Annotated in this window: 12 protein-coding genes; 6 read left to right on the forward strand and 6 right to left on the reverse strand. The window is 64.6% G+C overall.

Annotated elements, in window-relative coordinates:
• Complete coding sequence (locus tag ACZ41T_RS14695; protein ID WP_464922108.1) at positions 1 to 1,188, reverse strand: GNAT family N-acetyltransferase; 1,188 nt, start codon at positions 1,186 to 1,188, stop codon at positions 1 to 3.
• 5 nt (positions 1,189 to 1,193) lie between these two features.
• Between ACZ41T_RS14695 and sucC the strand changes: the two genes are divergently transcribed.
• The 4 genes from sucC to ACZ41T_RS14715 are packed head-to-tail and all read left to right on the forward strand — an operon-like array spanning position 1,194 to position 5,185.
• A complete protein-coding gene (sucC, locus tag ACZ41T_RS14700) occupies positions 1,194 to 2,354 on the forward strand; it encodes an ADP-forming succinate--CoA ligase subunit beta (RefSeq protein WP_464922109.1) in 1,161 nt (386 codons plus the stop codon).
• Positions 2,351 to 3,226 (forward strand): succinate--CoA ligase subunit alpha, encoded by an 876-nt coding sequence (gene sucD, locus ACZ41T_RS14705; RefSeq protein WP_464922110.1) that lies wholly within the window; start codon positions 2,351 to 2,353, stop codon positions 3,224 to 3,226. Before sucC ends, sucD begins: the two co-directional genes overlap by 4 nt.
• A 10-nt stretch (positions 3,227 to 3,236) precedes the next feature.
• On the forward strand, positions 3,237 to 4,850 hold the full coding sequence (locus ACZ41T_RS14710) for an NAD+ synthase (RefSeq protein ID WP_464922111.1): 1,614 nt from the start codon (positions 3,237 to 3,239) through the stop codon (positions 4,848 to 4,850).
• A complete protein-coding gene (locus tag ACZ41T_RS14715; RefSeq protein ID WP_464922112.1) occupies positions 4,847 to 5,185 on the forward strand; it encodes a P-II family nitrogen regulator in 339 nt (112 codons plus the stop codon). The genes ACZ41T_RS14710 and ACZ41T_RS14715 overlap by 4 nt, the downstream gene beginning before the upstream one ends.
• 19 nt (positions 5,186 to 5,204) lie before the next feature.
• On the opposite strand, the gene gtfA is transcribed toward ACZ41T_RS14715, so the two are convergent.
• The gene (gene gtfA, locus ACZ41T_RS14720; protein ID WP_464922113.1) at positions 5,205 to 6,647 is read right to left on the reverse strand and encodes a sucrose phosphorylase; all 1,443 of its coding nucleotides are present in this window, start codon (positions 6,645 to 6,647) and stop codon (positions 5,205 to 5,207) included.
• A 260-nt stretch (positions 6,648 to 6,907) separates the two neighbouring features.
• Positions 6,908 to 7,735, reverse strand: coding sequence for an outer membrane protein assembly factor BamD (locus ACZ41T_RS14725; protein ID WP_464922114.1), 828 nt, complete (start codon positions 7,733 to 7,735; stop codon positions 6,908 to 6,910).
• On the opposite strand from ACZ41T_RS14725, the gene rluD reads away from it, so the two are divergent.
• Together rluD and pgeF are read left to right on the forward strand one after the other, a co-directional pair.
• Complete coding sequence (gene rluD, locus ACZ41T_RS14730) at positions 7,734 to 8,711, forward strand: 23S rRNA pseudouridine(1911/1915/1917) synthase RluD (RefSeq protein ID WP_464922115.1); 978 nt, start codon at positions 7,734 to 7,736, stop codon at positions 8,709 to 8,711. The two genes, ACZ41T_RS14725 and rluD, sit on opposite strands and share 2 nt — an antisense overlap.
• A gap of 49 nt (positions 8,712 to 8,760) precedes the next feature.
• Positions 8,761 to 9,432 (forward strand): peptidoglycan editing factor PgeF, encoded by a 672-nt coding sequence (pgeF, locus tag ACZ41T_RS14735; RefSeq protein WP_464922116.1) that lies wholly within the window; start codon positions 8,761 to 8,763, stop codon positions 9,430 to 9,432.
• Between the two features lie 150 nt (positions 9,433 to 9,582).
• Here the strand turns inward: pgeF and ACZ41T_RS14740 are convergent, their stop codons facing one another.
• From ACZ41T_RS14740 to nadC, 3 genes are read right to left on the reverse strand one after another with little or no spacing between them, the layout of a single operon-like run.
• The gene (locus ACZ41T_RS14740) at positions 9,583 to 10,440 is read right to left on the reverse strand and encodes a DNA ligase (protein ID WP_464922117.1); all 858 of its coding nucleotides are present in this window, start codon (positions 10,438 to 10,440) and stop codon (positions 9,583 to 9,585) included.
• On the reverse strand, positions 10,428 to 10,910 hold the full coding sequence (locus ACZ41T_RS14745; protein WP_464922118.1) for a GNAT family N-acetyltransferase: 483 nt from the start codon (positions 10,908 to 10,910) through the stop codon (positions 10,428 to 10,430). The genes ACZ41T_RS14740 and ACZ41T_RS14745 overlap by 13 nt, the downstream gene beginning before the upstream one ends.
• The gene (gene nadC / locus ACZ41T_RS14750; protein ID WP_464922119.1) at positions 10,907 to 11,743 is read right to left on the reverse strand and encodes a carboxylating nicotinate-nucleotide diphosphorylase; all 837 of its coding nucleotides are present in this window, start codon (positions 11,741 to 11,743) and stop codon (positions 10,907 to 10,909) included. The genes ACZ41T_RS14745 and nadC overlap by 4 nt, the downstream gene beginning before the upstream one ends.
• Between the last annotated feature and the right edge of the window lie 34 nt (positions 11,744 to 11,777).

Raw genomic sequence — 11,777 nt, forward strand, 5'->3', positions numbered from 1 at the left:
TCAGCCAGGCGGCTCGCGGCGGAAGGGCCCGTCGAACTCGTTCATGTAGTGGCCGATGGCGTCGGTTTCGCGTTCCAGGAAGCGGTCGACCGCCTTGCGGAATTCGTCATTTTCCAGCCAGTGCCAGGAATGCGTGGCGGTCGGAACCAGACCGCGCGCGAGCTTGTGTTCGCCCTGAGCGCCGCCTTCAAAAACCTGCAGGCCGTGCGCAATCGCGTATTCGATGCCCTGCTGGTAGCAGGTTTCAAAATGTAGCCCCGGCACATATTCCAGCGTGCCCCAATGGCGGCCATAGAGCCGCTGGCTGTCCTTGATGCAGAACGAGCAGGCGATGGGAATGCCGTTCCTGTCGGCGATGATCAGCACCAGGTTGTCCGGCAGGTTGGTGCGCAGGTCGGCGAAAAAAGCGCGGTTGAGATGCGGGTCGCTGCGGTGGCGGGCGTAGGTGTCGGCATAGCAGCGCATGAAATGATCCCAGTCGGCATCGGTGCTGTCGCGGCCTTCCACCCAGCGGAACGTGACGCCCAGTTTGTCCAGCTTCTTCCGCTCCTGACGGATTTTCTTGCGCTTGTCGTGCGTCATTGCGGCGAGAAAGTCGTCGAAGTGTGCGTAGCCCGCATTGTTCCAGTGGAACTGGAAGCCGCTGCGGTGCATGAGCGGGGTCGCGTTGAGCGCGGCATGGTCGGGTTTGGTGGGGAACAGGATGTGGAATGACGAGCAGTTCAAATCACGGGTGAGTTTGAGCGCGGCCTGGATCAGCGTGGCGCGGTCGGCGTCGTTTTTTGCCAGCAGGCGCGGGCCGGGCACCGGCGAAAAGGGTACGCAGCAGACCAGCTTGGGATAATAGGCCAAGCCTTGACGGCGGTAGGCATCGGCCCACGACCAGTCGAACACGAACTCGCCCCATGAATGGTGTTTGACGTAGAGCGGCATCGCAGCTTCGAGGCGGTCGTTGCGAAACAGGGCCAGATGCACCGGCTCCCAGCCGATGGGGGTGCCGACGCAACCGGTGGTTTCCAGCGCGTCGAGGAAGGCGTGCTGCACGAAGGGCGAATCGCCGGCCAGGGCGTTCCAGGCGTCGGCCGGCAACTCCGCAATCCTTGTGACGACGCGGACGACTGTTTCTGCGGCTTCGGCTTCCGTCGCGGGGGGCTTTGCTTCAAAATGCATGTTTTGGCGAGCTTCCATCAAAAATGAATCTGCATGAATATCAGGCCAAGCAAATCCTGCGCTCGGGCAACATTAACACGCCGCGCGGCATCGCAGCAGCGAGTGCCGATGCCGCAGTAGAAGCGGCCGGTGAATTGGGCGGCGAGGCCTGGGTGGTGAAGGCGCAGATCCACGCCGGGGGGCGCGGCAAGGCCGGTGGCGTCAAGCTTGTAAAGTCGCTCAAGGACGTGCGCGCGATGGCCGAATCGCTGCTTGGCAAACCCCTGGTGACCAACCAGAACGCTCCCGACGGCCAGCCGGTGAACCAGGTGCTGGTCGAGGAAACCCTGCCGATCGCACGCGAGCTGTATCTCTCTTTGCTAGTCGATCGCGAGACCGAACGCGTCGCCATCGTGGCTTCCGCTGCCGGCGGCATGGACATCGAGGAAGTCGCCTACGCCAGCCCGGAAAAGGTGCTGACGGAGACCTGCAACCCGCTGCTGGGCGTGCAGGATTTTCAGTGCCGCGCGCTGGCCTTTGCGCTGGATCTGACGGGCGAGGCCTATAAGGATTTCTGCCGTCTGCTGCCGCAGCTGTATCGCGTGTTCGTCGGCAACGATTTGAACCTGCTCGAAATCAATCCGCTGGTGGTGACGACCGACAACCGGGTGCTGCCGCTCGACTGCAAGATGAGCGTCGACGACAACGCGCTGTATCGCCGCAAGAGCCTGGCCGAGTTGCGCGACGACAGCCAGATCGACGCCAAGGAAGCGGCGGCCAACGCGGCCAACGTGAACTACGTCGCACTTAGCGGCAACATCGGCTGTATGGTCAACGGCGCCGGCCTCGCGATGGCGACGATGGACCTGATCCAGCTCGAAGGCGGCACGCCCGCCAACTTTCTCGACGTCGGCGGTGGCGCCACCCCGGAAACCGTGGCGCAGGGCTTCAAGATCATCCTGCTCGATCCCAACGTGCGCGCGGTGCTGATCAACATCTTCGGCGGCATCGTCCGCTGCGACGTCATCGCCGAAGGCATTATCCAGGCGGTGAAGGAAGTCGGCGTGCAAGTGCCGGTGGTGGTGCGGCTGGAAGGCACCAACGCCGAGCTGGGACGCAAGCTGCTGGCCGAATCGGGGCTGGCGATCCTGGCGGCCGAAAGCCTCACCCAGGCGGCGAAACTCGCCGTGGAGAAAGCAGCATGAGCATCCTCGTCAACAAAAGCACCAAGGTCATCTGCCAGGGTTTCACCGGCAAGCAGGGCAGTTTCCATTCCGAACAGGCGATCGCCTACGGCACAAAAATGGTCGGCGGTGTCACCCCCGGCAAGGGCGGGCAGACGCACCTCGACCTGCCCGTTTTCAACACCGTGCGCGACGCGGTGCGCCAGACCGGCGCGCAGGCGACCATGATCTACGTGCCGGCCGCGTTCGCCGCGGATTCGATCCTGGAAGCGGCCGACGCCGGCATCGAGGTCATCGTCTGCATCACCGAGGGCATCCCGGTGCTGGACATGCTGAACGTGAAGGCCGCGCTGCGCGCCAACGGCGCCAGGCTGATCGGCCCCAACTGCCCGGGCATCATCACCTCGGGCGAATGCAAGATCGGCATCATGCCCGGTGTCATCCACCAGAAGGGCCGTATCGGCATCGTCTCGCGTTCCGGCACGCTGACCTACGAGGCGGTGCACCAGACCACCCGGCTCGGGCTGGGGCAGTCGACCTGCGTCGGCATCGGCGGCGACCCGATCAAAGGGCTGGATTTCATCGATTGTCTTGAAATGTTCGAGGCCGACCCGCAGACCGAAGCGGTGATCATGGTTGGCGAAATCGGCGGCAGCCGCGAGGAAGAAGCGGCCGAGTACATCCGCTCCAACATGAAAAAACCCGTCGCAGCCTACATCGCCGGGCGCACCGCGCCCAAGGGCAAGCGCATGGGGCACGCCGGCGCCATCATCGCCGGCTCTGCAGGAACGGCGGACGCCAAGATCCGCGCGCTCGAGGCCGCCGGCGTGGTCGTCGCGCAAAGCCCGGCCGGGCTCGGCGAGGCGGTGCAGCAGGCGCTGGCGGCGCGCTGACGTCCACCCGATGAAACTCGGCATCGCTCAACTCAATCTCACCGTCGGCGACATCGCCGGCAACGCGGCCAGGCTGCTGGACGCAGCCCACGCGGCATACGCGGCCGGGGCGGCCCTGCTACTCACCCCCGAGATGTCGATCTGCGGCTACCCAGCCGAAGACCTGGTATTGCGAAGCGATTTCATCGCAGCGTGCGCTGCGGCAGTCGAACAACTGGCAACCGATGCGCCGCCCGGACTGGCGCTGATCGTCGGCTACCCCGAGCTCAGCGATGTCGGCCTGTTCAATGCTGCAGCATTGATTCGCGGCGGCCGAATCGAGTCGGTGTACCGCAAGCACCACCTGCCGAACCACTCTGTGTTCGACGAGCAGCGCGTGTTCGACCGTGGCGACGCGTCCTGCGTGTTCGCCTGCGGCGGCCTTTATTTCGGCCTCAACATCTGCGGCGACATCTGGGAGCCGGGGCCGGCGACGCTCGCGCTTGAAGCCGGTGCCGACTGGCTGCTGGTACCGAATGCTTCGCCTTATCACCTCAACAAGGCGCGCGAGCGCCTTGCCGTGGCGCGCTCGCGCCAGGGCGAAACCGGCCTGCCGATCGTTTACGCCAATCTGGTGGGTGGGCAGGACGAACTGGTGTTCGACGGCGCCTCGTTCGCACTGAATAGCGACGGCGAGGTGGTGGCGCAGTGTCCGGCCTGGCAGGAAGGGCTGTTCTACCTCGAACTGGCCGGCGACACCTGCACGGGACCGCAGCATGTCTTGCCGGGCGAGGAGGCCACCGTCTACGATGCCCTGGTGCTGGCGGTGCGCGACTACTTCGGCAAGAACGGCTTCAAGGGCGTGCATCTGGGCCTGTCGGGCGGCATCGACTCGGCATTGACGCTGGCGATCGCGGTCGACGCGCTGGGCGCGGACAAGGTGCACGCGGTGATGATGCCGTCGGACTACACCGCCTCCATCAGCGTCGAGGATTCACGCGACATGGTGGCGCGGCTCGGCGTGCGCTATTCCGAAATCGCCATCCGGCCGATCTACGATGCTTTCGTCACGCAGCTGGCGGGCGAATTTGCCGGTCTGGCAGCCGACACGACCGAGGAAAACCTGCAGGCGCGCACGCGCGGCACGCTCTTGATGGCGCTGTCCAACAAGTTCGGCACGCTGGTGCTGACCACCGGCAACAAGAGCGAAATAGCGGTCGGCTACTCTACCCTCTACGGCGACATGGCGGGCGGCTTCGGCGTGCTGAAGGACGTGGCGAAAACGCGGGTGTACCGGCTGGCGAGCTACCGCAATAGCCTGTCTGCGGTGATTCCGCAGCGCATCGTCGACCGCCCGCCGTCGGCCGAGCTGCGGCCCGACCAGACCGACCAGGACAGCCTGCCGTCGTACGACGTGCTCGACGCCATTCTGGAAGCCTACGTCGAACGCGACCTGTCGGCGCGCCACATCGTCGCGCAGGGATTCGACGCCGCCACAGTCAAAAGAGTTATCCGCATGGTCGATCTTGCCGAATACAAGCGCCGCCAGGCGCCGCCCGGCCCGCGCATCTCGCCACGTAATTTCGGCAAAGACCGGCGCTACCCGATCACCTCGAAATACCGACCCGAAGGAAACCTGCCATGAAAAAAATTGAAGCCATCATCAAACCGTTCAAGCTCGACGAAGTGCGCGAAGCCCTGTCCGAAATCGGCGTGACCGGCCTGACCGTCACCGAGGTCAAGGGCTTCGGCCGCCAGAAGGGCCACACCGAGCTATATCGCGGCGCCGAATACGTAGTGGATTTCCTGCCCAAGGTGAAGCTGGAAGTGGTCATCGCCGACAGCCTGCTGGAGCGCGCGATGGAGGCGATCATTTCCGCCGCACGTACCGGCAAGATCGGCGACGGCAAGATTTTCGTCAGCGACATGGAACAGGTGGTGCGCATCCGCACCGGTGAATCGGGCGAGGCCGCGATTTAACCGGCCGGTCTTCCCGGATTCACCCGTGCATGGTCAGCCAGCGCTTGGACTTGACGTCGACGTAGCCAATGGTCGCCTTCTTGAAATTGAGGTCGACGAACAGTTCGCAGCGAAGCTCGCCGTAACGCCAGCACATCGCCACGCTGCTGGCATTGGAGTACATCAGGTGGAAGACGCCGTCGAAAGCGGGATAGCTGCAGCGGAATTCCATCAGCTTGAGCAGCCGCCGCACCACCGGCGCCCTGACCGCCTCGTCGACCTCCTCCAGCGTGTAGCGGTGCCGGTTGATGTCGCGCAATTCGCCCGTGGCTTCCATCAGTTCGAGATCGTTGCTGCCGGCGAGCAGGCCCACGTAGTAGACCTGCGGAATCCCCGGCGCAAAGAACTGGATCGCGCGTGCGGCGATATACGCGTCGTCGTTGCACTTGAGTGCGTCGTAGTAGGTGCAGGTGAGCTGGTAAATCGCCCCCACACTGTGCACGTTGGCGGCCGAGCGGCGCAGGATGGGGTCGGCGCTGCGCTTGCTGACGTTGTCGATCACCGCCTGGATCGCGGCCTGGGGCAGGATGCCTTCCACGTCCGGGATGCAGATGCCATCGTGCGTATCGAGCACGGAGAGCTGGTTGCGCGGGCACATGCGCAGCCACTGTTTAAGGAAAACGCTGTTGGCGTCGAACAGCGAATACAGCAGCAGCGGCGCCAGTGCGAAGCCGTACGGATGCATGCCGTGCAGCGCGATGGCGTACTGGAAGCTGGAATGGTCGTGCACCTCCGGCAGCGTTTCGGCGCCGTTTTCGCGCGCCACGCCATCGATCCACTTGAGCAGGTCGTAGACGTCCGGCTCGACCAGGAAGCAGCTGGTGCCGATCTTCTTGGTGGTGTAGCCGAAGGCATCGAGGCGGAACAGTTTTACCCCGCGCGCGGCAAGGAACTTGATGGTGTCCTCCATCAGCGCATAGGTCTTGGGCGAGTTGAAGTTGAGGTCGATCTGGTGTTCGGTGAAGGTGCACCAGACGCGGCCGGTGGTGCCGTCGGCGAAGGTCACTTCGCGGAATGGCTCCTTTTCCTTGCGAATGTGGATGCGCGCCAGATCGTCGGGTGAAATGGGACCCAGCTGATCGACGTGCACGAACAGGTCGGCGTGCTCCGATTCGTAGCCCTTGGCGATGAAGTCCTTGAACTCCTCGGATTCATCTGAAATGTGGTTCAGCGTCAGATCCAGGCACAGGTCGAAGCGGCCGGAGATTTTCTCGATGTCGGCCCAGCTGCCGTACCTGGGATCGATTTCCTTGTGGGTGAGCGGCGAAAAACCGCCATCGGCATTCGACGGGTAGGGCGGCAGGATGTGCACGCCGCCGATCGCGCGCGCGAAGTGCCTGTCGATGATGCCGGACAAATCTGCGAGATTGTTCCCCATACGGTCGGGGTAGGCGATCAGCTGGATCTGGTTGCGTAGCGTCATGGGTTTTGATGTGCTCCTGTTGGATGCCTGGGGCCGGGAACCGCGGGGCAAGTTTGGCGGAAGTCCATTGGTCCGCGCCTGCGGTGGAACGTTCCAATGTCCTGCCGATGCGTCCTGTCGGCACAGCGGATTCGGGGCGTTGACGGCTCGCACCGACACGGGTGCCATGCGCTGCGAAGCATGACGAAGAACCTGAAACGAAACCGGCGCTCGAAGCGCAGGTTCCTGTTGTGGCGTTAGCCGGCTGCCGCGAGCCGGGCTTACCAGAAGCGATACCAGGCCTTGCCTTCGGTGCTGACGCCCTTGGCGTATTGGCTGTTGGGGAAGTTCAGCGTCAGCACGCGCTGCGCATCGTCGCGCAGCTCGACGAGTTCCAGCTTGTCGTAGGCCACCACCATGACCGCCAGCGCTTCTTCCAGCGCAGGGGCTTCGGGGTAGGTTTTCAGTACTTCCTTGGCGCGGTTGGCAGCAGCGACCCAGGCTTTGCGTTTCAGGTAATATTTGGCGACGTGCACTTCGTTGCTGGCCAGCGCGTTGACCAGGTAGGTCATGCGGGCGGTCGAGTCGGCGGCGTATTTGCTGTCGGGGAAGCGGGTGATCAGTTCCTTGAACGCCAGGAACGCATCGCGCGCCGCACGGGGGTCACGCTCGCTCAGGTCCTGATTGACCAGGTTGCCCAACAGGCCGAGGTCGTCGTTAAAATTCGCCAGGCCCTTTAGATAGTAGGCGTAATCGACGTTAGGGTGATTGGGGTGCAGCTTGATGAAACGGTCGCACGCGGCAATCGCGGAAATCGGCTCGTTGTCCTTGTAGTAGGCGTAGGCTACTTCCAGTTGCGCCTGCTGCGCATAGCGGCCGAAGGGATAACGCGACTCCAGCGTCTCGAATAGCTTGACTGCGCGTTCGTAATTGCCGCTGTTGAGATTATCCTTGGCTTCGGCGTAAAGCTTTTGTGCCGACCAACCCGAGGTCTCGTCCTTGACCTCGGGCAACAGGCCACAGCCGCCCAGGGTGAGCATGGTAGCGAGCAGTACACAACCCAAAACCCGATTGAGTGCGTTAAAACCGGATGAACATCGCTTAAGCATGGGAAAAGACACAGAAAATTTGTCGGACAATTATAAGGGAAATACCGGGGACGGCGTCCGTGAGCTGGTGATCCCCGACGAGCAGGGCGGCCAGCGACTGGATCAGGCCTTGTCCGCCATGCTGCCCGAGTTTTCGCGCAACCGCATCCAGAACTGGATCCGGGCACGCAAGATCGCGGTGGACGACGCCTGGGGCACCACCAAAATGAAAGTCAGCGGCGGCGAATCGGTGCGGGTCGAGGTCGAACCCGATCCGAATACCAAGCCCGACGCGCCGGAGGCGATTCCTCTCGACGTGATATTCGAGGACACCATGTTGCTGGTGATCAACAAGCCGGTCGGCCTGGTGGTCCATCCGGGCAGCGGAAATCGCCACGGCACGTTGCTGAATGCCCTGCTGCACCGGGTGCCGCAGGTGGCCGAACTGCTGCGCGCCGGCATCGTGCACCGGCTCGACAAGGACACCTCGGGCCTGCTGGTCGTCGCCAAAACCCTCATGTCGCAAACCGATCTGGCGCATCAGCTGCAGGCGCGCACCGTCAAGCGCGAATACCTGGCCCTGGTGTATGGCGAGGTCGATCACGGCGGCACCGTCGATGCGCCGCTGGCGCGCGATCCCCACAACCGTATCAAGCGCACCGTGCACAGCATGGGCAAGGAAGCGGTCACGCATTATGAGGTGGTCGAGCGCTTTCCCGGCATCACCCTGCTGCGCTGCAAGCTGGAAACCGGGCGTACCCATCAGATCCGCGTGCACATGCAGCACATCGGCCATCCGCTGGTCGGCGAATCGGTCTACAGCGCCAGTCGTCGCAACCACCTCAAGATTCCGTTCCCGCGCCAGGCGCTGCACGCCGAACGACTGGGCCTGATCCATCCGGTCACCCAGGAATCCATGCAGTGGGAATGCCCCCTGCCGCCCGACTTCGCCTCGCTTCTGTGCGCCCTGCGCGAGGACACCACCTGGAAAGCCTGAGCGGATGATCCAGCCCGCCTGGCCCGCCCCCGCCCGGGTGAAATGCTTGATGACCACCCGCGCAGACGGGGTGAGCCAGGCGCCCTGGACCAGCCTCAACCTCGGCGACCACGTCGGCGACGATCCGCTCTGCGTCGCGGCCAACCGCGTGCGCCTGCGCCGGCAGCTGCCGGCCGAACCGGGCTGGCTAAGACAGGTGCACAGCGCACGGGTGGTCGAACTCGGGCGCGAGCCGAACCCCGAAGCCGACGCATCGTTCACCCGCGAGTCCGGGCAGGTTTGTGCCGTGCTCACTGCCGACTGTCTGCCGGTGCTGCTGTGCGACCGCGCCGGCAGTGTCGTCGCCGCCGCGCATGCCGGCTGGCGCGGGCTGGCGGGCGGCGTGCTGGAATCCACCGTGGCCGCGATGCAGGTGCCGCCGGAAGGAGTCCTTGCCTGGATGGGCGCCGCCATCGGTCCGCAGGCGTTTGAAGTGGGCGACGAGGTGCGCGAGGCATTTGTCGCGCAGCACCCGCAGGCGGCTGCGGCCTTTGTGTCGCAGCCCACACCGGGTAAATGGCTCGCCGACATCTACCAGCTTGCGCGTATCCGCCTTGCGCACGCCGGCGTGCAGGCGATCCATGGCGGCGGGCGCTGCACCTTCAGCGAGGCGGAAAGCTTCTATTCCTACCGGCGTGACGGCGTCACCGGGCGCATGGCTGCGCTGATCTGGCTGGAATGACCGCGATTGTTCATTCGGGCACGAGATGCTTGGAGTAGGGTGCACTCCGTGCACCTATCAGGCATCAATCGGTGCACGGAGTGCACCCTACGCACTGTGAATCGCCACGGCTCTGCGAACCTTGCGATGCCAGGATAAGTCAGCGTTTCTCTAAAAATCTTCCCGCACCCGCAGGTAGCGCGGAAAGCGCGGCAGACCGTTTTTCGTCAGGTGCTGGTAGCGGTAGGTGATGCGGGTGCCGATGGGCGGCGGCTGGCGGCGCAGCGCGTCGGAGAGGCCGCTGCCGAGGCGGAAACGCCTGCCGTCCGGCATTGCCATCTGCAGCGCGCCGGCCATGCCCTGATATTTCCCCTTGCCCGGCGTATGGCCGACCACAATGGCCTCGGCGTCCTGCCACGGTTTCAGCTTCAGCAGCGCGTCGCTGCGGCCGATGAGATAGGGCGCGTCGGCGCGGTGCAGCATCAGGCCTTCGCCGCCCGCGCGCATCACGGCGTCGAGCCGCTGCATCAGCGCGGCGCGGTCGGCCACGCGGGTCTGCTCGACGGCTTGCAGCCAGGGCAGCTTCGCCTGCGCGACGAGTTGCCGCATCTGCCCGACCCGATGGGTGAAGTCACCCGCTGTGCCGGGCAGCTCGAAAACCAGGTAGCGCACCTGCCGCCATTCGGCATCCACGGCTTCGGTCTTGCGCACCGTTCCCGACAGCGCATCGAAGCGGTCGCGTGCTATCCACAATTCGCCGTCCAGCGGCTGTGCCGGGAAACCCGCGGTAAACCACGCCGGCGCGGGAACGCTGCCGCCGCCGCGAAAGCGCAGGGTGCGGCCGTCCCACTGGGCGCGCACGCCGTCGAATTTTTCGCTGACCCAGTATTGCGCGAGGTCGACATCGGCAGTGTACATCTCGGCCAGCAGCATTGCCGGGGCGGGCGGTACGCCGGCCCATGCCGCAGGAAATGCCAGCACCAGAAATGCCAGCCATAGCGTGGAGAAGGCGCGCTTCAGGTCAGCCACTTCTGCAGGAACTGCGCGTGCCTCATCGCGGGGTCGAGCTGGTAGGCGGCAAAGCCGAGCCGCCGGTACAGCGCGCGGGCCGGCGCATTGCCGTCCAGCACTTCGAGCGTGAGCTTGCAGGCGCCGCGTTCGCGGGCGATGGCCTCGACCCCGGCGAACAACTGCGCCGCGATGCCTCGGCCGCGATGGCTGGGCGCGACCATCACGTCGTGCACGTTGACCAGCGGGCGGCAGGCAAAGGTGGAAAAGCCCTCGATGGCGTTGACGAGGCCGACCGGGGTGTCGCCGTCGAATGCCAGCACGCTGAAGACGAAAGGCCGCGCGGCGAGTTCGGCAATCAGGTTGTTGCGGACGAAGTCGGACAAAGGCTCGCCGCCGCCGGCCGGGTCGCGCGCGTAGGCATCCAGCAGGTCAAGCAGCGCGGCGGCGTGCGCGGGGTCGTTGTAGCGGGCGCGAATGATTTCAATCATTCGATGCGCATCGACAGGTCCACCGCGCGGATATGCTTGGTGAGGCTGCCGACGGAAATGCGGTCGACCCCGGTTTCGGCCACCGCGCGCACGGTCTCCAGCGTCATGTTGCCGGAGGCTTCGAGCAGGGCGCGGCCATGAGTGACCTGCACTGCATGGCGCATGTCCGCCAGGCTGAAGTTGTCGAGCAGGATCAGCGGCGCGCCGGCACTCAGCGCCTGTTCGAGCTCATCGATGTTTTCCACTTCGATCTGTACGCCGATCCTGCCCTCGGCCAGCTCGAACGCGGCATTGAGCACCTGCGCGATGCCGCCCGCCGCCGCGATGTGGTTTTCCTTGATCAGGATGCCATCGTACAGCCCCGTGCGCTGGTTCTGCCCGCCGCCGACCCGCACCGCGTATTTTTCGGCGATGCGCAGCCCGGGCAGGGTCTTGCGGGTGTCGAGAATGGCGGCATGGGTGCCGCGCACGGCCTCGACATAGGGCCGGGTAGCGGTGGCCACGGCCGACAGGGTTTGCAGGAAATTCAGCGCCATGCGCTCGGCGGTCAGCAGCGCACGTGCGTTGCCGCTGATTTCGACCAGCACGCTGTCGGCGGCGATGGCGTCACCCTCGCTCACTTTCCAGTCGATGACGCAACCGAGATCGAGTGCCTGAAAGCAGGCATCGAACCATGGCCGGCCGGCGATCACCGCCGTTTCGCGGCTGATGACGCGGGCGCGCGCGGTTTGCGTTGCGGGGATGAGCAGGGCGGTGAGGTCGCCGCTGCCGACGTCTTCGGCCAGCGCGCGCGCAACATCGGACAGAACCTGATCTACATTCAATTCAGACATGGCGGGTTGAAATCGCCGTAGACGGCATCATTTG

This window comes from Thiobacillus thiophilus (assembly GCF_055378705.1).

Bases quoted from the DNA above. Each gene is read 5' to 3' on its own strand.
- ACZ41T_RS14695 (WP_464922108.1), bottom strand. From the start codon at position 1,188: ATGGAAGCTCGCCAAAACATGCATTTTGAAGCAAAGCCCCCCGCGACG.
- sucC (WP_464922109.1), top strand. From the start codon at position 1,194: ATGAATCTGCATGAATATCAGGCCAAGCAAATCCTGCGCTCGGGCAAC.
- sucD (WP_464922110.1), top strand. From the start codon at position 2,351: ATGAGCATCCTCGTCAACAAAAGCACCAAGGTCATCTGCCAGGGTTTC.
- ACZ41T_RS14710 (WP_464922111.1), top strand. From the start codon at position 3,237: ATGAAACTCGGCATCGCTCAACTCAATCTCACCGTCGGCGACATCGCC.
- ACZ41T_RS14715 (WP_464922112.1), top strand. From the start codon at position 4,847: ATGAAAAAAATTGAAGCCATCATCAAACCGTTCAAGCTCGACGAAGTG.
- gtfA (WP_464922113.1), bottom strand. From the start codon at position 6,647: ATGACGCTACGCAACCAGATCCAGCTGATCGCCTACCCCGACCGTATG.
- rluD (WP_464922115.1), top strand. From the start codon at position 7,734: ATGGGAAAAGACACAGAAAATTTGTCGGACAATTATAAGGGAAATACC.
- ACZ41T_RS14725 (WP_464922114.1), bottom strand. From the start codon at position 7,735: ATGCTTAAGCGATGTTCATCCGGTTTTAACGCACTCAATCGGGTTTTG.
- pgeF (WP_464922116.1), top strand. From the start codon at position 8,761: ATGACCACCCGCGCAGACGGGGTGAGCCAGGCGCCCTGGACCAGCCTC.
- ACZ41T_RS14745 (WP_464922118.1), bottom strand. From the start codon at position 10,910: ATGATTGAAATCATTCGCGCCCGCTACAACGACCCCGCGCACGCCGCC.
- nadC (WP_464922119.1), bottom strand. From the start codon at position 11,743: ATGTCTGAATTGAATGTAGATCAGGTTCTGTCCGATGTTGCGCGCGCG.